The organism is Streptomyces sp. NPDC093018, from assembly GCF_040684035.1.
GTDB lineage: Bacteria > Actinomycetota > Actinomycetes > Streptomycetales > Streptomycetaceae > Streptomyces > Streptomyces murinus.
This window is the reverse complement of record NZ_JBFBFF010000012.1, coordinates 1-20,541: the sequence shown is the minus strand read 5'-3', so window position 1 is coordinate 20,541 and position 20,541 is coordinate 1. Positions and strand designations below refer to the sequence as shown.

Sequence of the window (20,541 nt, the reverse complement as noted above, 5' to 3'; positions counted from 1 at the left end):
GTCATGCCGGAGATCGCATTCGTCCGGGGTGACGCCACCACTCCGTCGGGCAAGGGCCCGAAGATCATCGCCCATGTCTGCAATGACATCGGCGGCTGGGGCAAGGGCTTCGTCCTCGCCCTCTCCCGCCGCTGGCCGGAGCCGGAGCGGGCCTACCGCGCCTGGCACCGCGACCGCGCGCACAACGATTTCGGGCTGGGCGCGGTCCAGCTCGTCCAGGTCGACCCGCGCACCTGGGTGGCCAACATGGTCGGCCAGCACGGCATCAGGACCGGCAGCAAGGGCGTTCCGGTGCGCTACGAGGCGATCGACACCGCCCTCACCGGCCTCGCCGCCCATGCCCTCGCCCTCGGCGCCTCCGTGCACATGCCCCGCATAGGTTGCGGCCTGGCCGGTGGCACATGGTCCCGCGTCGAGCCACTCGTCACCGAGCGGCTGACCGGCCGGGGGACAGCGGTCACGGTGTACGACCACGGGGACTGAACCGGCGCCCTCGCGGTCGGGGTGTACGACCACGGGGGACCGGCCGGGACCTGAAACCGCGCGTCCCGCCCGCCGGTGGACAGGGGCTTCGGCGACGACCTGCCCGGCCGGGAGCGCCCTCGACGCGGCCCGCCGCGCCCTCCCGCCCCACCACGCGCACGCGCTGAGCCGGGAGGGCGACACGGCCGGGCCGCCCCGGTGCGCAGGATCAGCGGTCGAGGCCGCCGTGCGCCGCCTCGACGGCCTTCCAGGACTTCGGCCGCGCGAGGGTCGTACCGGCGGCCGCGAACCCGCGGGCCGCCGACGCCGCCGGCTTCACCGGCTGGTACAGCCACGCGTCGAAGAGCCCCGCGAGGGGTTTGCCGGAGATCTGCTCGGCGTACTTCTCGAAGTCGGCCACGGACGCGTTGCCGTAGGCGTGCGCCTTCGGCCAGCCCTTCAGGATGCGGAAGAAGACACGGTCGCCCACCGTGTCGCGCAGCGCCTGGATCGCGGCCGCGCCCCGGTCGTAGACGGCGTCGTCGAACTGGTCGTCCGGACCGGGGTCACCGGGCGCGACCTTCCAGAACGGGTCGTCGGCCGGGTGCGAGGAGTACACCTGGTCGGCGAGCTGCCGCGTCGTGCCCTGGCCCTCGTGCTCCGACCACAGCCACTGCGCGTACGTCGCGAAGCCCTCGTTGAGCCAGATGTCCTTCCAGCCCTTCAGTGACACGTCGTCGCCGTACCACTGGTGGGCCAGCTCGTGCACGACCACCGAGGGGTTGGCGCCCTTCGCGAACTGCTTGGGGCTGTAGTAGACGCGGGTCTGGGTCTCCAGCGCGTACCCGGTCGTCGTGTTCGGGACATAACCACCGGCCGTGGCGAACGGATACGGCCCGAAATAGTTGCTCAGCCAGTCGACGATCTCCCCGGTGCGCTCCACGCTCGCCCGCGCCGCCGCGTCATCGGCGCCCAGGTCCTTGCTGTACGCGTTGATCACCGGCACCCCGCGCCCGGACCGGCTCGTGGTGATGTCGAACGCGCCGATCGCGAGCGTGGCCAGATAGGTCGCCTGTGGCCTGTCCTGCCGCCAGGAGTAGTCGGTCCAGCCCCGCTTCGAGGAGACCGAGCGCAGCGCGCCGTTGGAGATCGCCTGGGTGCCCTGCGGCACGCTGACCGAGACGTCGTACGTCGCCTTGTCGCTCGGGTGGTCGTTGGACGGGAACCACCACCACGCCGACTCGGGCTCGTCCGCCGCGACCGCGCCGTCCGGGGTGCGGTGCCAGGTGGTGAAGCCGTAGGCGCTCTTCGTGGACGGCACCCCGCTGTAGCGGACCTCCACCGTGATCGGTGTGCCCTTCGCCAGCGGCCGCTTCGGCGTGATCACCAGTTCATGCTGCTCGGCGTGGGTGAAGGACGCCTTGACGCCGTTGACCCGCACCTGGCTCACATCCAGCAGGAAGTCCAGGTCGAAACTGGACAGATCCTGGGTGGTCCGCGCCTTGATCGTCGCGGTGCCCTGCAACTCGTCCGTCTTCGGCTGGTAGCGCAGCCGCAGACCGTAGTGCGAGACGTCGTAGCCGCCGTTGCCGTAGTACGGGTAGTAGGGGTCGCCGATGCCCGGCGCGCCGGGGGAGTAGCTCGCGGCCGATGCCGGGATCGCCAGCAGGAGGGAGGCCGCCGCCAGTGCGCCCGGCGCGATGATTCTGCGGTGCACGTCAGCTCCAAGTCGTGGGGACTGCGGGTGCTTTCACGGGACTGTCCGGAGCCTATTCACCCCCTGTGCCCCTTGCTCTGTCCATGACCCCTGCTGTCACACGATCGCCATTCGGCCGCAATCAGCCACCCGGGTGCCGTAACGCACTCTTCTGTACGGCAGTTGACAGGACTATCGTCCGCGCATGCCGAAGAGCACATCTGTCCGAGCGCCCCTGCGCACGCGCCTCACCCTCTGGAGAGCGCTCGCGACGGCCGCCGTCGCGGCCCTGCTGGCCACCTTCCTCACCCCGGCCGCCGCCCAGGCCGCAGCGCCCCGGGAGAGCGCCCCCGTCTACTCCTACGCCCACGCCGTCCGCGAGTCCGTGTGGGTGGACACCGGCCTCGACGAGGACGGCGACGGCAGGCACGACCGCGTCGCGGCCGACATCGTCCGCCCCGCCGAACCGGCCCGCGAGGGCCGCAAGGTGCCGGTCATCATGGACGCGAGCCCGTACTACTCCTGCTGCGGCCGGGGCAACGAGAACCAGGTCAAGACGTACGACGCGAGCGGCCATGTCGTCCAGATGCCGCTGTTCTACGACAACTACTTCGTGCCCCGCGGCTACGCCTTCGTCGGCGTCGACCTCGCCGGCACCGACCGCTCCGACGGCTGTGTCGACGTCGGCGGCCGCTCCGACGTGCAGTCCGCCAAAGCCGTGATCGACTGGCTCAACGGCCGCGCCACCGCCTACACCAGCCGCACCGGGACCCGCACCGTCAAGGCCACCTGGACCAACGGCAGAACGGGCATGATCGGCAAGAGCTGGGACGGCACCATCGCCAATGGCGTCGCCGCCACCGGCGTCAAGGGCCTGAAGACCATCGTGCCGATCAGCGCCATCTCCTCCTGGTACGACTACTACTTCGCCCAGGGCGCCCCGCTCTACGACGGCGGCCCCGCCGACCTCGCCGGATACGTCCAGAGCGACGCGGCCGCGGCCCACTGCGCGGCCGAGCAGAAGAAACTCACCGACGGCAGCCCGCGCAGCGGCGACTGGACCCCGCTGTGGACCGAGCGGGACTACGTCAAGGACGCGGCCAAGGTGCGCGCCAGCGTGTTCGTGGCCCAGGGCATGCAGGACCTCAACGTCCGCACCAAGCACTTCGGCCAGTGGTGGGACGCCCTCGCAAAGAACGGCGTGGAGCGCAAGCTGTGGCTGTCCCAGACCGGCCATGTCGACCCCTTCGACTACCGGCGCGGCGCCTGGGTCGACACCCTGCACCGCTGGTTCGACCATGAACTCCTCGGCTACGACAACGGCATCGACCGCGAGCCGGTGGCCGACATCGAACGCCACCCCGACCAGTGGGTCACCTCCGCCACCTGGCCGCCCGCCGGTACCCGCGCCACCACCCTGCACCCCGCCCCCGGCACCGCGCCCGGCGTCGGCACCCTCGGCCTGCACCGCGCCACCGGCACCGAGACCTTCACCGACGACCCCAAGCTCGGCGAGACCGACTGGGCGGCCCAACTCACCACGTCCACACCCGGGAAGACCGGCTTCCTCACCGCGCCCCTCACCCAGGACCTGCGGCTGTCCGGCATGTCACGGGTGACGGTCACCGCGACCCCGAGCACCGCCTCGGCCCATCTGTCCGCCGTGCTCGTCGACGTCGGCCCGGACACCATCCGCGACTACTCCGACGACGCCGAGGGCATCACCACCCTGAAGAACCGCACCTGCTGGGGCGCGAGCACGGCCGGTGACAGCGCCTGCTACCTGGAGACCGCCGCGAAGACGGCCGACGTCGACTACACGGTCTTCAGCCGCGGCTGGGCCGACCTCGGCCACTACGCCTCCCTCGCCAAGGGCGTCCCCCTCACCCCGGGCCGGTCCTACACGATGACCCTCACCCTGGCCGCCACCGACCATGTCGTCCCCAAGGGCCACCGCCTCGCCCTGATCGTCGCGGGAACCGACCGCGACCTCATCGACCCGCCGTCCACGAAGCCGACGGTGACGGTCCAACTCGGCGGTACATCCGCCCAGTTGCCGCTGGTGGGCGGCGCGCAGGCCTTCGCCCGCGCGACATCCGGCACGACGGCGAAAACCCCGGCACCGAAGCGCCTGAAGGGCCTGAGCACCCCGCGCAGGCCCAGCCGCATCCCGGGTGACTGAGAACTGACGGCCGCGCAGTTCCCCCAGGGCACGGGGAACTGCGCGACCAGCCGGACACGACCCGCGGCACATACGACCGCCGCGAGCCCCCGAGAAAACCGCCTACGCGTCCGGGTCCAGAACCAGTCCGGCAACCTCCCGCGCACACCCCCACGCCACCGTCACGCCCGCACCGCCATGGCCGTACGAATGCACCACCACCCGGCCCCCGTCCAGGACTTCCCGCTCCAGCCGCACCGCGTCCCGGTACGGCCGCAACCCCACCTTGTGGGCCAGCACCCGCGCCCCCGCGATCTCCGGCCGCACCCGTGCGCACCGGGCGACGATCTCCGCCGCCGTGCCCGGGTCCGGCTCCAGCGACCAGTCGTCCTCCTGCGCCGTACCGCCGAGGATCAGCCCGTACGGCTGCGGGATGAAGTACGCGGCGACCGGCGAGGAATGGTCGACGGACGTGTAGTACGTGTCGATCCCGGGATTCTCCACCAGCACCAACTGCCCCCGCACCGGACGCACCGTGTCGTCCCCGGCCAGCGAACGCGCCCCGAGCCCCGCGCAGTTGACCACCACGGCCGCGGGCACCTCGGCGAGATCGGCCACCTCGCGCAGCACCACCGTGCCACCGGCCCGCACCAGCCGCTCCCGCAGCCACCTCAGATGCGTCGGCATGTCGATCACCGGCAGCCGCGCCGCCAGCCCGTCCGGCACCGCGCGCAGCCCCGGCACCCGGGCCGCCCAGTCGCCCAGCTCCGCCAGGCGCGCCCCCTGATGGACGCCGTCGACCAGCCGTACACCCGTCCGCCCGGGATCCGCCGCCAGTTCCTCGTAGACGGCGAGGCTCTCCAGCGCCCAGGCGCCGACCAGCCGCTCCGGTTCGATGCGGTACGGCCACCACAGGCCGCCGGCGACCGCCGAGGTGGTCTCCTCGGCGGGCTCCCGCGTCCATACGCTCACCCGGCGCCCGGCCTCGGCCAGCACCACGGCCGTGGTGAGGCCGACGACCCCGCCGCCGACCACGATCACTTCGCCGTCCGTCTCACGGTCCACGCTGCTCACGCTGTTCACGTGTGGACCATAGGCCCTGCCCCGCCGTCCCCGTCAGAGCCCGGCGCACATCGGCTGACGTGGGGATACTCACAGGAGACGGGGCGGCCGGAATCGGCCGGGGCGGCGGGCCCACTAGGATCGGCGTCCTGATGACTGCCACCCTCGTCGCCAAGAATCTCGCCGCCGGGCACGGCGACCGCTCGCTCTTCTCCGGGCTCGACCTCGTCGTGGCGCCCGGCGAGGTGATCGGGCTGGTCGGCGCCAACGGCGCGGGCAAGTCCACGCTGCTGCGGATGCTCGCCGGACTGCTCACGCCCGAGCAGGGCGAACTGCGCCTGTCCCCGCCCACCGCCACCGTCGGCCATCTGCCCCAGGAGCCCGAGCGCAGGCCGGGGGAGAGCGTCGGTGAGTTCCTGGCCCGCCGCACCGGCGTGGCCGAGGCGCAGCGGCTCATGGACGAAGCCACCCAGGCGCTGGTGGACGGCGCGCCCGGCGCGGACGACGCCTACGCGGTGAGCCTGGAGCGCTGGCTCGACCTCGGCGGCGCCGACCTGGACGAGCGCGCGGAGGAGGTGGCCGACTCCCTCGGCCTCGCCGTCGGCCTGGACCAGCCGATGACCTCGCTCTCCGGCGGCCAGGCGGCCCGCGCCGGACTCGCCTCCCTGCTGCTCTCCCGCTACGACGTCTTCCTGCTGGACGAGCCCACCAACGACCTCGACCTCGACGGGCTGGAGCGCCTGGAGCGGTTCGTCACCGGGCTGCGCGCGGGCACCGTCGTCGTCAGCCACGACCGCGAGTTCCTCACCCGCACCGTCACCAAGGTCCTCGAACTCGACCTGGCGCAGGGGCGGATCAACCTCTACGGCGGCGGCTACGAGGCCTATCTGGAGGAGCGCGCGACGGGCCGGCGGCACGCCCGCGAGGAGTACGAGGAGTTCGCCGACAAGAAGGCCGCCCTCCTGGACCGGGCCCAGATGCAGCGGTCCTGGATGGACAAGGGCGTCAAGAACGCCCGGCGCAAGGCGGGCAACGACAACGACAAGATCGGCCGCAAGTTCCGCAGCGAGGCCAGCGAGAAGCAGGCCGCCAAGGCCCGGCAGACCCAGCGCATGATCGAGCGCCTCGATGTGGTCGAGGAGCCGCGCAAGGAGTGGGAGCTGCGGATGGAGATCGCCTCCGCCCCGCGCTCCGGCGCGGTGGTGGCGACGCTGCGGGACGCCGAGATCCGGCGCGGCGACTTCGCCTTCGGGCCGGTCAGCCTCCAGATCGACTGGGCCGACCGGGTCGCGGTCACCGGGGCCAACGGCGCGGGCAAGTCGACCCTGCTGGCCGCCCTGCTCGGCCGGGTCCCGCTGGACTCCGGGCACGCGGCCCTCGGCTCGGGCGTGCTGGTCGGCGAGGTCGACCAGGCCCGGGGCCTGTTCCACGGCCCCGAGGCGCTGCTGGACGCCTTCTGCGCGGCCGTCCCCGACACCGAACCGGGGGAGGTCCGCACCCTGCTCGCCAAGTTCGGCCTCAAGGCGGACCATGTGCTGCGCCCGGCCGCGACCCTCTCCCCGGGCGAACGCACCCGCGCCGCCCTCGCCCTGCTCCAGGGCCGGGGCGTCAACCTGCTCGTCCTGGACGAACCCACCAACCACCTCGACCTGCCCGCCATCGAACAGTTGGAGTCCGCCCTGGACGCCTACACGGGCACCCTGCTGCTGGTCACCCATGACCGCCGCATGCTCGACGCGGTCCGGCTGAGCAGGCGCTGGGAGGTCGCGGCGGGCAAGGTGACCGAGCACTGACGGCGCCGGGCCCCGGGGATACGGCGTCCCCGGGGCCCGGCGGGTCATGGCGTCAGGTCAGGAAGGCAGTACCTTCCAGGACCCGGTGCCGGTGCCGCGGTCGCTGTAGGGGCTGGTGGAGACGCCGTACTTGGCGCCCCCGCCCTGGGAGGAGCGGCCGTTGGTGTCGAGGAAGCCACCGTTGGCGGAGCCGTAGTCGTTGAGCAGATGCACGATGTCGTCGGTGCGGATGTGACCGTCGGCCGGCGAGGACCGCACGCCGAAGATGTGCCACTTGCCGGTGCCGGGACCCCGGTCCTTGGTGGTGGTGGCGGAGACCTTGTACTTCGCGCCCGCCTGGTCGGAGACGCCGTTGGTGTCCAGGTACGTGTGGTGGCTGCCGTACTGGTTGATCAGGTAGACGACGTCACCGCTGACCACCCGGGCACCGGTGGCCTTGCCGGTGGCGGAGACGACCCGCCACTCCGAGGTGGCCGGACCGCGGCTGTTGGGCCGGTCATTGGTGCTCACGTTGTAGGTGGCACCCGGCTGGCTGGAGACACCGTTGGTGTCGAGGTAGCCGCCGTCGCCGCCGTACTGGTTCTGGAGCAGGATGACGCTGCCGTACGTCAGTTCACCTCGGGCCGCGGCGCCGGTGGCCGCCGTCGGAGCGGCGAACGTGGCCGCCGCGGCGGCGACGGCTGCGGCGGCCGTGCACGCCGCCAGGCGCTGCTTGGTAGTGCGGAACACAGAGTCCTCCCCATTGCTTCGCGTGCACGGTCACGTGCACAGAAGTGAGTGTGGAGGGGGCGGGTGGGCGCTGTGCCCGCTTCGTGCGTTTCCTTGCCTCAAACCCCTCGATACGGGGAAAAGTCTGGTTCGGCCGGTATCCCCTGGTGCGGAAGACATGCGGCGGGGCCGGAGCCGTCCCGGCTCCGGCCCCGCCGGCGGGTCAGCGCTGCTTAGGGTTCAGCAGACCCGCGCGGCGCAGCGCGTCCGCCATGGCGCTGTTCGCGGGGGCCGGCGCCTGCCGTCCGCCCCGGTCACCGCCACCGCGGCCCTGCCGCTGCCCCTGACCGCCCTGTCGCTGGCCCTGGCTTTGACCCTGGCCCTGGCCCTGGCTTTGACCCTGGCCGCCCTGCCGCTGCTGGGGCGGGCGGGCGCCGCGCTGGCGCCTGCCGCCGCCGGACCGGTCCGCCGGAGCCGCCTCGTCGTCCAGACGCAGGGTCAGCCCGATCCGCTTGCGCGGGATGTCCACCTCCAGGACCTTCACCTTGACGATGTCGCCCGGCTTCACCACGTCCCGCGGGTCCTTGACGAACGTCTTGGACATCGCCGACACATGGACCAGGCCGTCCTGGTGGACGCCGATGTCCACGAACGCGCCGAAGGCCGCCACGTTCGTCACCACACCCTCCAGGACCATCCCGGCGGACAGGTCGGAGATCTTCTCCACGCCCTCCTTGAAGGTGGCCGTCTTGAACGCCGGACGCGGGTCGCGGCCCGGCTTCTCCAGCTCCTTGAGGATGTCCGAGACGGTCGGCAGACCGAAGGTGTCGTCCACGAAGTCGGCAGGGCGCAGCGAGCGCAGCGCGCCCGTGTTGCCGATGAGGGAGGCCACCTCCTGGCCCGAGGTCTTCACCATGCGCCGCACCACGGGGTACGACTCCGGGTGCACGCTGGAGGCGTCCAGCGGGTCGGCGCCGTCGCGGATGCGCAGGAAGCCCGCGCACTGCTCGTACGCCTTCGGGCCGAGCCGCGCCACCTTCTTCAGCTCCGAGCGGGAGGTGAAGGGGCCGTTCTCGTCCCGGTGCGCCACGATGTTCTCCGCGAGGCCCGCCGAGACGCCCGACACCCGGGCGAGCAGCGGCACGGACGCGGTGTTGACGTCCACGCCGACGCCGTTCACACAGTCCTCGACCACCGCGTCCAGCGAGCGGGAGAGCTTCACCTCGGACAGGTCGTGCTGGTACTGGCCGACACCGATGGACTTCGGGTCGATCTTCACCAGCTCGGCCAGCGGGTCCTGGAGGCGCCGGGCGATGGAGACCGCGCCGCGCAGCGACACATCCATCCCGGGCAGTTCCTGGGAGGCGTACGCGGAGGCCGAGTACACCGAGGCGCCGGCCTCCGAGACCATCACCTTGGTGAGGTTCAACTCGGGGTGCCTGGCGATGAGTTCGGCGGCGAGCTTGTCGGTCTCGCGGGAGGCGGTGCCATTGCCGATCGCGATCAGATCGACCGCGTGCTCCTGCGCGAGCCGGGCCAGCTTGGCGAGCGCCTCGTCCCACTTGTTGGCCGGGACATGCGGGTGGATCACGTCCGTGGCGACGACCTTGCCGGTGGCGTCGACCACGGCGACCTTCACACCGGTGCGGAAACCGGGGTCCAGGCCCAGCGTGGCGCGGGTGCCGGCCGGGGCGGCGAGCAGCAGGTCGCGCAGGTTCGCCGCGAACACGTTCACCGCCTCGTCCTCGGCGGCCGTGCGCAGCCGCAGCCGCAGGTCGATGCCGAGGTGCACCAGGATGCGGGTGCGCCAGGCCCAGCGGACGGTGTCCGTCAGCCACTTGTCGCCAGGGCGGCCGCGCTCGGCGATGCCGAAGCGGTGGGCGACGATCCCTTCGTACGAAGAGGGCCCCTCGGTCGCCTCCTCGGGCTCCAGGACGAGGTCGAGCACCTCCTCCTTCTCGCCGCGCAGCATCGCCAGGATGCGGTGCGAGGGCAGGTCGGTGAACGGCTCGGCGAACTCGAAGTAGTCGGCGAACTTGGCGCCCGCCTCCTCCTTGCCCTCCCGCACCTTCGCGGCCAGCCGCCCGCGCACCCACATGCGTTCGCGCAGCTCGCCGATCAGGTCGGCGTCCTCGGAGAACCGCTCGGTGAGGATCGCCCGCGCGCCCTCCAGGGCCGCCCCCGGATCGGCGACGCCCTTGTCCGCGTCCACGAACGCGGCGGCCGCCGACAGCGGTTCCACCGACGGATCGCCCAGCAGGCCCTCGGCCAGCGGCTCCAGGCCCGCCTCACGCGCGATCTGCGCCTTGGTGCGCCGCTTCGGCTTGTACGGGAGGTAGATGTCCTCCAGGCGCGCCTTGGTCTCGGCGCCGCGGATCCGGGCCGCCAACTCCTCGGTGAGCTTGCCCTGCTCGCGCACCGACTCCAGGATCGCGGTCCGCCGCTCCTCCAGCTCCCGCAGATAGCGCAGCCGCTCCTCGAGCGTGCGCAGCTGCGCGTCGTCGAGCATCTCGGTCGCTTCCTTGCGGTAGCGGGCGATGAAGGGCACGGTCGAACCGCCGTCGAGCAGTTCGACCGCGGCCTTCACCTGCCGCTCCCGTACGCCGAGTTCCTCGGCGATCCTGCCTTCGATGGATCCTGCTTCGATGGACCCGGGTGTCGTCACGATCCCGTACCGCCTTCTCCACTGAGGTTGCGCGGCAATTGTGGCAGGTGACACCGACAACCGTGGATCAGGGCGTCTCCCGGCGGGGCGCCGGACCCGGCGCCGGGCCCTGTCGCCCGCGCATGTTCCCGATGGCAGAAAAGGTGGGAAATTCGTCATTGCGGTCATCCGCCCGGTCCCGAAGAATCGGGGACATGCCGCAGCGCACCCTTCTCTTCCTGGTCTTCGACGGGGTCCAGAGCCTGGACGTCACCGGGCCCCTCGAAGTGTTCGCCGGTGCCGAGGCGCACACCCCCGGCACGTACCGGATCCGCACGGCGTCCCTGGACGGCGCCCCGGTGCGCACATCCAGCGGACTGACGCTCGTCCCGGACGAGGCGCTCACCGGGGCGCGCACCGGGGCGGCGGACCCGCACACCCTGCTGGTCCCCGGGGGCGAGGGCACCCACGCCCCCGACCCGCGGCTGGTCGACTGGCTGCGCGCCCACGGCCCGCGCGCCCAGCGGCTGGTCTCGGTGTGCACCGGCGCCTTCCTGCTCGCCGCCGCGGGACTGCTCGACGGCCGCCGGGCCACCACCCACTGGGCCTACTGCGAGCAACTCGCGCACGACCGTCCGGCGGTGCGCGTGGACCCCGAGCCCATCTATGTCCGCGACGGCCGCATCGCCACCTCGGCGGGCGTGACCTCGGGCATCGATCTCGCGCTCGCCCTGGTGGAGGAGGACCTGGGCCGGGACGTCGCGCTCTGTCTCGCCCGGCATCTCGTGGTCTTCCTGCGCCGCCCCGGCAACCAGGCACAGTTCAGCGTCCAGCTGGCCGCCCAGACCGCCCTGCGCGAGCCGCTGCGGGACGTGCAGCGGTGGATCACCGAGCACCCGGACACCGACCTGAGCGTGGACGCCCTGGCCGCCCGCGCCGCGCTCTCCCCCCGCCACTTCGCCCGCGCCTTCCGCGACGAGACCGGCGTGACCCCCGGCCGCTACGTCGACCGGGTCCGGCTGGAACACGCCCGCCGTCTGCTGGAGGACACCCCCGACGGCGTCGAGGAGATCTCCCGGGCCAGCGGCTACGGCACCCCCGAGGCCATGCGCCGCGCCTTCCTCAAGGCGTTCGGCACGGCCCCGGCGGAGTACCGGCGCCGCTTCCGCCCCGCCGCCGTCGACTGAGGACCACCGTCAACCGAACCGAAAGGAACCGCCGTGCAGATCGCCGTCGTCGTCTACGACCGCTTCACCGCCCTCGACGTCGTGGGGCCCTACGAGATCCTCAGCCGCCTCCCGGACGCCCGCCTCACCTTCGTCGCCGAGCGGGCCGGAGCCGTCCGCACCGAGACCGGCTTCCTCGCCCTCACCGCGGACCGCGCCCTGCACGAGCTGCCGGACCCGGACATCGTCGTCGTCTCCGGCGGCCCCGGCACCCTGGCCCAGCTGGAGAACCCCGTACTGCTCGACTGGCTGCGCGCCGCCGATGCGACGAGCACCTGGACGACCTCGGTGTGCTCGGGCTCGCTGCTGCTCGCCGCCGCCGGGCTGCTGGAGGGCCGCCGCGCCACCAGCCACTGGGCCGTGCTGCCGATGCTGGAGAAGTACGGCGCCCGGCCCACCGGCGAGCGGGTGGTGACCGAGGGCAAGTACGTCACCGCGGCCGGGGTCTCCTCCGGCATCGACATGGCGCTCACCCTGGTCGGCCGGATCGCGGGCGACGAACACGCCCAGGCCGTCCAGCTGTGGACCGAGTACGACCCGCAGCCGCCCTACGACGCCGGGTCCCCGGAGAAGGCGCCCGCCCACCTGGTCGAGGAACTGCGGGCGGGCGGCCGTTTCGATCTGTCGTGACCGCGAAGGGGCCGCGCGCACGCGGCGGGGCCGGGCAGGAGATGTCCTGCCCGGCCCCGGCGAGCCCCGATGCCGACGGCGGCTCGTGGAGCGGATCAGTGCCAGCGGTGCCCGCGGCGGTCGTGGTCGCCGAAGCGGCCGTCCCAGCCGTGCCGGTGGCCGTTGCGAAGGCCGTCGCCGCGGTGGTCCCCGCCGCGCCGGTGGTCATGGCCCCAGCGGCCGCCGGGGTACGGGAAGTGCCGCGCGTCGGTGGTGACGGCGTGGTGCGGACGAGCCGTCGGCTGACCCGCGGCGGCGGCCGGCAGGGCGGCCGCGCCCACGAGGGCGGCGGCCAGGACACCGGCGGCGGTCAGTCTGCGGACAGAGGCGAGAACGGACACGAGGTCCCCCTTCACAAGGGTGTGGTGCGCAGGTGGCGACCGGTCGGCCGCACGCCCACACCCTGCGACCCGCACCCCGGCCGCCACGGGGGACGCGCGGACGCCATTACGGATATAAGGGACTTCTGTAACAGTCGCCTGTAGCAACCATTTATGCCCTGAATGCGCCCTCTTCCTGCGGTTTCACGCCCCTGTGCGCCCCCGCGCTCACCCGAAAGTGAGTAACAGAGTGTGCGCCGATCGGGCGGCCCCGGCGCCGCTCCGCCGGCTATCGAGAGGCGGGCGGGGTCCAGGTGAAGTGCGGGGAGCGGCGTTCCAGGAAGGCGGCCACGCCCTCCGCGGTGTCCTCGGCGGTGCGGGCCTGCTCCGTCCAGTGGGCGTCCCGGTCCTCGCGGCCGTTCGCGAACTCCTTGGCGGCGGCCTGGGTGAGTCCCGAGCGGGAGACCAGCGTCCGCGTCAACTCGGCGACCCGCTTGTCGAGTTCGCCCTCGGGCAGCACCTCGTCCACCAGGCCGGTGCGCAGCGCGCGCCCGGTGTCGATCAACTCGGCCGTGAATAGCAGGTACTTGGCGGTGGCCGGGCCCACCAGCGACACCAGCCGACGGGTCGAGGAGGAGGCGTAGACGATGCCCAGCCGCGCCGGGGTCACCCCGAACAGGGAGCCCTCCTCGGCCAGTCGGAGGTCGCAGGCCGCCGCGAGCTGCACCCCGCCGCCCACGCAGTACCCGCGCACCGCGGCCACCGTCGGCTTCGGGAACGCGGCCAGCGCCTCCTCCGCCGCCACCGCGAGACCCTGCGCCGGATGGGCCGACCCCCGCAGCGTGGAGATGTCCGCGCCCGCGCAGAAGGTGGTGCCCTCGCCGGTGAGCACCAGCGCGCGTACCCCGTGATCGCGCGCGAGGTCCGCGAGCAGCGGCGGCAGCGCCCGCCACATCTCGGCCGTCATGGCGTTGCGCTTGGCCGGATTGCCGATCACGACCGTGGCGACGGAGTCGGTGACCTGGTGGGACAGCTGGGGCTCCATGCGCCGGATGCTATCCGCCCGCCTCCGGAGTTACGAGACCGCCCCCGAGGGGGACATAAAGGGAGAATGCTCACAAAGAGGATTCATGGGATTCAAGATGCACGGGATTCCAGGGGAAACGGCGGAATTGGCGGAATCGGCGCTGATTCCCGAGGAGGTGGCGATGGCCAGGGCGCGCAAGCCCAAGGACAGGGCGACATCGATGCGCCAGGGGTTCGGCCTGCTCGCGGTGCTCGGCGTGATCCTCGTCCTCGCCGGACTCGTCGGGCTCGTCTACACCGGGGTCGCCACGCTCACCTCGATGCTGCTGTTCGGCTGGCTGCTGCTGATCGGCGGGATCGTCGGACTGCTGCACGCGATCCAGGCCCGCGGCACCAACTACTTCTGGCTCGGCGTGATCGTGGCCGCCCTGAACATCGCGGCCGGCGTCGTCGTCATCCGGGTGCCGCACGCGGCCGCCGCCGCGCTCACCATGTTCGCCGCGCTGCTCTTCCTGTCCGCCGGCCTCTTCCGGATGGTCGGCAGCATGGTCGTGCGCGGCCCCCAGTTCGGCTGGACCCTGCTGCTCGGCGTCTTCGACCTGCTGCTCGGCATCCTGGTCCTCGCCCACTGGCCCAGCAGCAGCCAGTACGTCATCGGCGCCTTCTTCTCGCTCGCGCTGCTCTTCGACGGCCTCGGCCTGATCGCCACCGGCTACGGCGGCCGCCGGATCGTCGGACTCGTCAGCGAGCAGCGGGAGGGATGAAAACAGTCCGACACGTGACGTTGTCATAAGCAGTCGGTCAGAAAGCGCTCGATACCCGGCGACTTCTGGTCAGACGTCCGGAGCGGAGGCGGTCGTTACCAACACTCGACGCGTGGTGACAATCGAGCGCGAGGGTGGCGACCGGACGATGGACAACCACGGGCGCGGGGACGGCCCGCGCCCAGCGGGGGGCGCCGAGCGTGCGCCCCACCCACTGCCGTACGAGGGCGTCTGGCGGTTCACCGCGGCCGCGGTGGACGCCTCGGTCCCGCAGGCCCGGCACGCGGTGCGGGACCTGCTGCTGCGCCAAGGCGTGCCGGTCTCCGAGGAACTGGTGCAGGGCCTGCTGCTGATCGTCTCCGAGCTGGTCACGAACGCCGTGAAGCACGCGGCGCTGCTCTCGCCCACGGTGGCCGTGGAGGTCGCGGTCGGCGCCGAGTGGGTGCGGGTGTCCGTGGAGGACAACCACCCCTACCGCCCGACGGCCCTGGAGGCCGATCACGGCCGGACCGGCGGGCGGGGGCTGCTCCTGGTGCGCGAGGTGGCCCGGGAGGCGGGCGGAGTGGTCGACGTGGAGCACACCGCGAGCGGCGGCAAGGTGATCTGGGCCGCCCTGCCGCTCAAGCCCGCGTATCCCTGAGGCTCCCGCGTATCCCTGGGATTCGGGACGCCTCGCGGGGCGTCACCAGCCCGCGGCCGGGCCCGTCAGCTCCCGGACCGCGGGGCGGGCCGCGTCCAGCACCGTCATGAACCAGGCCGAGAAGGTGTCCCGGGCATGGCGCTCGGCCAGCTCCCCCGCGGTCACGAAGACGGTCTCGGCGACCTCCTCCGGATCCGGCGCGAGCGGCGTCTGCACCAGGCCGACGAACAGGTGGTTGAACTCCTGCTCCACCAGGCCCGAGGCCGGGTCCGGGTGGTTGTAGCGCACGGTGCCCGCCTCGGCCAGCAGCGAGGGGGACACGCCCAGCTCCTCGTACGTACGCCGGGCGGCGGCCGCGAACGGCGCCTCACCGGGGTAGGGGTGGCCGCAGCAGGTGTTGGACCACACGCCGGGGGAGTGGTACTTGCCGAGCGCCCGCTGCTGGAGCAGCAGCCGGCCCTGCTCGTCGAAGAGGAACACCGAGAACGCGCGGTGCAGCTGCCCCGGCGCCTGATGGGCCGCGAGCTTCTCCGCGGTGCCGATGGTCACGCCCTTCTCGTCGACGAGTTCCAGCAGGATCGCCTGTGCGGCGCCGTTCGTCGAGCTGTGCGTCTCGGTGGCAGGTGTGATCGGCATACCCATCCTTCGCCTCGGTCTTCGCCCCCCAAGTCTGCCGTACGAATCCGGCACTCCCGGCACTTCCCGGCACACCCGCATGTCAGAGCGTGCGACGGCGCCGGAAGGGGGACCCGGTAGATCATCGTGCCCTCAGGCCACGGGAGGGAACCGCCCGGGTGCTATCGAACGGATGAATGGCTTCCGTGTCGGGTACGGCGGCGGACCGCCGGTGGTACGGCGGCGGTCCGCGGGCGGGTCAGTGGCAGAGCCGCGCCTCGTGCTCCGCGTGTCCGCCCGGCTCCAGCTGGAAGGTGCAGTGCTCGACGTCGAAGTGCGTGCCGATGCAGCCCTGGAGCTCGTGCAGCATCTTCTCGTGCCCGATGGCGTTGAGCACCTCCGAGCTGACGACCACGTGCGCGGACAGCACCGGCATGCCCGAGGTGATCGTCCAGGCATGCAGATCGTGTACGTCCTCCACGCCGTCCAGCGCCAGGATGTGCGCCCTGACCTCCGCCATGTCGACGTCCTTGGGCGCCGCCTCCAGGAGCACGTCCAGCGTCTCCCGCAGCAGCTTCAGGGTGCGCGGCACGATCATCAGCCCGATGACGAGCGAGGCGATCGGGTCGGCGGCCTGGAAGCCGGTGAGCAGGATCACGGCGGCCGAGATCATCACCGCGACCGAGCCCAGCGCGTCGGCGGCGACCTCCAGGAAGGCACCGCGCACGTTCAGGCTCTCCTGCTGGCCGCGCATCAGCAGGGTCAGCGAGACGGAGTTCGCCACCAGACCGATCGCGCCGAACACGATCATCAGACCGCCATGGGTGTCCGCGGGGGTGACGAACCGCTGGATCGCCTCGTACAGGACGTAGCCGCCGACGCCGAGCAGCAGCACGCAGTTGGCCAGCGCGGCGAGGATCTCGGCGCGGGCGTAGCCGAAGGTGCGGTTGGCGCTCGCCGGGCGGTTGGCGAAGTGGATCGCCAGCAGCGCCATGCCGAGGCCCACCGCGTCGGTCGCCATGTGCGCGGCGTCCGCGATCAGCGCGAGGGAGTCCGAGAGGAGCCCGCCGGCGATCTCCACCACCATGATCGTCAGCGTGATGCAGAGGGCGATCCGCAGTCTGCCGCGGTAGGCGGCCGCGGCCGTGCCCGTGGGTGGCGCATGGGTGTGCGCATGCCCGTGATCGTGCCCAGCCCCCATGGCGGAACCGTCCTTCCGTGGTCGTCCGGAGGCCCAGTGAACTACGGGCGGGGGGTATGGGGCAACGCGGTACTGAACACCGTTGTCATGTGCCCTGACCTGCGGAAACGATCCGCTGGTCAGGGCGCCGACGGCTACTTCCCGTGGTGCAGCCGCCAGCCCTCCCAGGCCGAGGCGACCATCTCGTGGACATCGCGGCGGGCGCGCCAGCCCAGCTCCCGGGCGGCGCGTTCGGCGGAGGCGACCGCGCGGGGCGCGTCGCCGGGCCTGCGGGGCTCCACGACCGGTTCCCTCAGGTCGCCCGAGACCTCCCCGATGACCGTGATCAGCTCCCGGACCGAGACGCCCTCGCCGCGGCCGATGTTCAGCGTGAGATCGCCGGCCGGGGCGTCCCCGGCGAGGCGGCGCGCCGCGGCGAGGTGGGCCTCGGCGAGGTCGGCCACATGGATGTAGTCCCGCACACAGGTGCCGTCCGGCGTCGGGTAGTCGTCGCCGAAGATCCGGGGGGCCTCGCCGCGGGTGAGCCGGTCGAAGACCATCGGCACGATGTTGAACACACCGGTGTCCGCGAGCTCCGGCGCGGCGGCGCCCGCCACGTTGAAGTAGCGCAGGCACACGGTGGAGATCCCGTACGCCCGCCCGGCCGCCCGGACCAGCCACTCGCCTGCCAGCTTGGTCTCCCCGTAGGGGTTGACCGGCGCGCAGGGGGTGTCCTCGGTGATCAGGTCCACGTCCGGGTTGCCGTACACCGCGGCGGAGGAGGAGAACAGCAGCCGGTGGACGTCCGAGGCCGCCATGGCGTCCAGGAGGGTGGCGAGGCCGCCGACGTTCTCCCGGTAGTAGCGGGTGGGTTCGGCGACGGACTCGGCGACCTGCTTGCGGGCGGCGAGGTGGACGACGCCGGTGACGCCGTGTTCCGCGAGGACCTCGCGCAGCCGGGTGCCGTCCAGGGTGGAGCCGGTGACGAGCGGGACGTCGGAGGGGAGCCGTGCGGGCACGGCGGCGGAGAGGTCGTCCAGGACGACGACCTTCTCGCCGGCGCCGGCCATGGCGCGTGCCACATGCGCCCCGATGTATCCGGCACCGCCGGTGATCAGCCAGGTCATGTTTCCTCACCCTATGCTCCGCGGGGGATCGCGCACCGGCGCCGGTGAGGCGGTCCGTAGCCCTCGGCGACCGACCGCACACCCCTCGTCGACCCACGTGTCCCGGATGCCCGCATCTGCGGCCGCGGTTTGTGGGGTGGGGGCAAAATCGCTCATGATGATCGCGGCAAAGGGCGGGGCCCCGGACGCGGGACAGGTCGTGAACGGCCGGTGAACACGGGCTTCGGTTCATCCGATACCCTCTGCCGACATGCCGCCCGGGTGCCGCAGGCAAGGGGCGTCCCACCATGCAGAAGACCGGCGCCGACGCGCCGGCACCCAGGGAGTGAGTTCGGTTGCCGACCGCCATCGTCACCGGTCAGCCGGTCCCCGGATCGTCGCTAGAGAGCGATCTGCGGTCCCTCGGCTTCGACGTCCGGACGGCGGAGAGCACCGCCGAGGCCGAGACGCTGCTCGCGGCCGCTCCCGCCGGTGACCGTGTGGCCGTGGTCGACGCCGGTTTCGTCGGCCATGCGCACGCGCTGCGGCTCGGCCTGACCGACCCCCGCTTCCCGCTCGCCGCCGTCCCCGGCGCCGTCACCGCGCAGCCGGCCGCCCGGCAGGCGCTGACCCGCGCCGTGGCCCGCGAGACCTCCTCGGGCGGCGGCACCGCGGTCGCCGTCGGCAGCCTGGCCGACCGGATCGTCACCGAGCTGGACGCCGACGGCAGCGAGGTCCACCGCCCCGAACTGGGCAGCCTCGTCGCCGTCGTACCCGCCGACCCGCAGGCCCGCAACGAGGCGCGCCAGGCCGTCGCCGCCGTGGACGACGAGGCCGTACGCCTGAAGTCGGCCGTGAAGTCCCGCGACGGCTTCTTCACCACGTACTGCATCAGCCCGTACTCGCGCTATATCGCCCGCTGGTGCGCGCGCCGCGGTCTGACCCCGAACCAGGTCACCACCGCCTCGCTGCTCACCGCGCTGATCGCGGCGGGCTGCGCGGCCACCGGCACCCGCGGCGGTTTCATAGCCGCCGGCGTGCTGCTGATCGCCTCCTTCGTGCTGGACTGCACCGACGGTCAGCTCGCCCGCTACGCCCTGAAGTACTCCACCCTCGGCGCCTGGCTCGACGCCACCTTCGACCGGGCCAAGGAGTACGCCTACTACGCGGGGCTCGCCCTGGGCGCGGCCCGCGGCGGCCATGACGACGTCTGGGCGCTCGCGCTCGGCGCGATGGTCCTCCAGACCTGCCGGCACGTGGTCGACTTCTCCTTCAACGAGGCCAACCACGACGCCACCGCCAACACCAGCCCCACCGCCGCCCTCTCCGACAAGCTGGACAGCGTCGGCTGGACGGTCTGGGTGCGCCGGATGATAGTGCTGCCGATCGGCGAGCGCTGGGCGATGATCGCGGTCCTGACCGCCGTCACCACCCCCCGGATCACCTTCTACGCGCTGCTCGTCGGCTGCGCCTTCGCCGCCACGTACACCACCGCGGGCCGGGTGCTGCGCTCGCTGACCCGTAAGGCGCACCGCACCGACCGCGCCGCGCAGGCGCTGGCCGACCTCGCCGACTCCGGCCCGCTCGCCGAGGCGGTCGGGCGGGTCGCCCGGCGCGGTCTGCCCGGCCTCGCCGTTCCCGCCGTCGCCCTGCTCGGCGGCGCCGCGGTCGTCGCCTGCTCGGCCTTCTCCGGCCACGGCTCGGTGGTGCCGGTGATCGGCGCGCTGGTCTACGTCCTCACCTCGGCCCTCGCCGTCGCCCGCCCGCTCAAGGGCGCCCTCGACTGGCTGGTCCCGCCGTTCTTCCGCGCCGCCGAGTACGGCACCGTCCTCGCGCTCGCCGGTAAAGCGGGCGTGAACGGGGCGCTTCCCGCGGCTTTCGGGCTGGTGGCGGCGGTCGCCTACCATCACTACGACACGGTGTACCGCATCCGCGGCAACGCCGGAGCGCCACCGGCCTGGCTGGTGCGCTCCATAGGGGGGCACGACGGGCGCACCCTGCTCGTCACCGTCCTGGCCGCGGCGCTCACCGCCGCGCAGTTCACGGCCGCGCTCACGGTGCTCGCCGTGATCGTCGCCCTGGTGGTGCTCGCGGAGAGCATCCGGTTCTGGGTGTCCGCAGGGGCACCCGCCGTACACGATGAAGGAGAAACCGCATGATCGGCCTCGTGCTGGCGGCCGGCGCCGGACGGCGTCTGCGCCCCTACACGGACACCCTGCCCAAGGCGCTGGTGCCGGTGGGGCCCGCGGGCATGGAGGGCGAGCCCACGGTTCTCGACCTCACCCTCGGCAACTTCGCGGAGATCGGGCTGACCGAGGTCGCGATCATCGTCGGCTACCGCAAGGAGGCCGTCTACGCGCGCCAGGCCGCCCTTGAGGAGAAGTACGGCCTCAAGCTCACCCTGATCGACAACGACAAGGCCGAGGAGTGGAACAACGCCTACTCCCTGTGGTGCGGGCGCGACGCGCT

Annotated in this window: 18 protein-coding genes; 9 read left to right on the top strand and 9 right to left on the bottom strand. The window is 72.4% G+C overall.

All coding sequences use genetic code 11. From position 1 onward, the window contains the following. Nucleotides 1-3: 3 nt before the first annotated feature. Nucleotides 4-483 (top strand): Appr-1-p processing protein, encoded by a 480-nt coding sequence (locus AB0N90_RS24875; RefSeq protein ID WP_365200071.1) that lies wholly within the window; start codon nt 4-6, stop codon nt 481-483. A 208-nt stretch (nt 484-691) separates the two neighbouring features. Here AB0N90_RS24875 and AB0N90_RS24870 read toward each other — a convergent pair whose 3' ends face one another. Further along, entirely contained in the window at nt 692-2,179 is a 1,488-nt protein-coding gene (locus AB0N90_RS24870; protein WP_365200069.1) for a M1 family metallopeptidase, read from the bottom strand. Between the two features lie 184 nt (nt 2,180-2,363). On the opposite strand from AB0N90_RS24870, the gene AB0N90_RS24865 reads away from it, so the two are divergent. Next, on the top strand, nt 2,364-4,340 hold the full coding sequence (locus tag AB0N90_RS24865) for a Xaa-Pro dipeptidyl-peptidase (protein ID WP_365200067.1): 1,977 nt from the start codon (nt 2,364-2,366) through the stop codon (nt 4,338-4,340). Nucleotides 4,341-4,442: 102 nt separating this feature from the next. On the opposite strand, the gene AB0N90_RS24860 is transcribed toward AB0N90_RS24865, so the two are convergent. Next, entirely contained in the window at nt 4,443-5,360 is a 918-nt protein-coding gene (locus AB0N90_RS24860) for an FAD-dependent oxidoreductase (RefSeq protein WP_365200457.1), read from the bottom strand. 173 nt (nt 5,361-5,533) lie between these two features. Between AB0N90_RS24860 and AB0N90_RS24855 the strand changes: the two genes are divergently transcribed. After that, a complete protein-coding gene (locus AB0N90_RS24855) occupies nt 5,534-7,174 on the top strand; it encodes an ABC-F family ATP-binding cassette domain-containing protein (RefSeq protein WP_365200065.1) in 1,641 nt (546 codons plus the stop codon). Between the two features lie 57 nt (nt 7,175-7,231). On the opposite strand, the gene AB0N90_RS24850 is transcribed toward AB0N90_RS24855, so the two are convergent. Then, nucleotides 7,232-7,903 carry a hypothetical protein gene (locus AB0N90_RS24850; RefSeq protein WP_361675744.1) on the bottom strand — a complete coding sequence of 224 codons (672 nt, stop codon included), beginning with the start codon at nt 7,901-7,903 and terminating at the stop codon, nt 7,232-7,234. A gap of 202 nt (nt 7,904-8,105) precedes the next feature. Beyond that, nucleotides 8,106-10,547 (bottom strand): Tex family protein, encoded by a 2,442-nt coding sequence (locus AB0N90_RS24845; protein WP_365200063.1) that lies wholly within the window; start codon nt 10,545-10,547, stop codon nt 8,106-8,108. A gap of 194 nt (nt 10,548-10,741) precedes the next feature. On the opposite strand from AB0N90_RS24845, the gene AB0N90_RS24840 reads away from it, so the two are divergent. After that, a complete protein-coding gene (locus tag AB0N90_RS24840) occupies nt 10,742-11,713 on the top strand; it encodes a DJ-1/PfpI family protein (RefSeq protein WP_361675750.1) in 972 nt (323 codons plus the stop codon). Between the two features lie 33 nt (nt 11,714-11,746). Beyond that, complete coding sequence (locus AB0N90_RS24835) at nt 11,747-12,382, top strand: DJ-1/PfpI family protein (protein WP_361675753.1); 636 nt, start codon at nt 11,747-11,749, stop codon at nt 12,380-12,382. A gap of 95 nt (nt 12,383-12,477) precedes the next feature. Here AB0N90_RS24835 and AB0N90_RS24830 read toward each other — a convergent pair whose 3' ends face one another. Together AB0N90_RS24830 and AB0N90_RS24825 are read right to left on the bottom strand one after the other, a co-directional pair. Continuing rightward, nucleotides 12,478-12,762, bottom strand: coding sequence for a hypothetical protein (locus tag AB0N90_RS24830; RefSeq protein ID WP_365200059.1), 285 nt, complete (start codon nt 12,760-12,762; stop codon nt 12,478-12,480). 268 nt (nt 12,763-13,030) lie between these two features. Beyond that, nucleotides 13,031-13,786 (bottom strand): enoyl-CoA hydratase-related protein, encoded by a 756-nt coding sequence (locus tag AB0N90_RS24825; RefSeq protein WP_365200057.1) that lies wholly within the window; start codon nt 13,784-13,786, stop codon nt 13,031-13,033. A gap of 163 nt (nt 13,787-13,949) precedes the next feature. Between AB0N90_RS24825 and AB0N90_RS24820 the strand changes: the two genes are divergently transcribed. Both AB0N90_RS24820 and AB0N90_RS24815 read left to right on the top strand, forming a co-directional pair. Next, nucleotides 13,950-14,531: a DUF308 domain-containing protein gene (locus tag AB0N90_RS24820; protein WP_361676010.1), complete on the top strand. Its 582-nt coding sequence runs from the start codon at nt 13,950-13,952 to the stop codon at nt 14,529-14,531. Between the two features lie 148 nt (nt 14,532-14,679). After that, a complete protein-coding gene (locus tag AB0N90_RS24815; protein ID WP_365200454.1) occupies nt 14,680-15,171 on the top strand; it encodes an ATP-binding protein in 492 nt (163 codons plus the stop codon). Between the two features lie 42 nt (nt 15,172-15,213). Here AB0N90_RS24815 and idi read toward each other — a convergent pair whose 3' ends face one another. The 3 genes from idi to galE all read right to left on the bottom strand — a co-directional run bounded on the left by idi (nt 15,214) and on the right by galE (nt 18,093). Next, the gene (idi, locus tag AB0N90_RS24810) at nt 15,214-15,807 is read right to left on the bottom strand and encodes an isopentenyl-diphosphate Delta-isomerase (RefSeq protein ID WP_365200054.1); all 594 of its coding nucleotides are present in this window, start codon (nt 15,805-15,807) and stop codon (nt 15,214-15,216) included. Between the two features lie 238 nt (nt 15,808-16,045). After that, complete coding sequence (locus AB0N90_RS24805) at nt 16,046-16,987, bottom strand: cation diffusion facilitator family transporter (RefSeq protein WP_365200049.1); 942 nt, start codon at nt 16,985-16,987, stop codon at nt 16,046-16,048. Between the two features lie 134 nt (nt 16,988-17,121). Then, nucleotides 17,122-18,093 (bottom strand): UDP-glucose 4-epimerase GalE, encoded by a 972-nt coding sequence (galE, locus tag AB0N90_RS24800; protein WP_365200047.1) that lies wholly within the window; start codon nt 18,091-18,093, stop codon nt 17,122-17,124. A 335-nt stretch (nt 18,094-18,428) separates the two neighbouring features. Here galE and AB0N90_RS24795 point away from each other — a divergent pair, with 335 nt between their 5' ends. Next, nucleotides 18,429-20,231 carry a DUF5941 domain-containing protein gene (locus tag AB0N90_RS24795; RefSeq protein ID WP_365200044.1) on the top strand — a complete coding sequence of 601 codons (1,803 nt, stop codon included), beginning with the start codon at nt 18,429-18,431 and terminating at the stop codon, nt 20,229-20,231. Further along, nucleotides 20,228-20,541: sugar phosphate nucleotidyltransferase (locus AB0N90_RS24790; protein WP_365200043.1), on the top strand; the 314-nt coding region annotated here is incomplete at its 3' end. The genes AB0N90_RS24795 and AB0N90_RS24790, both read left to right, overlap by 4 nt.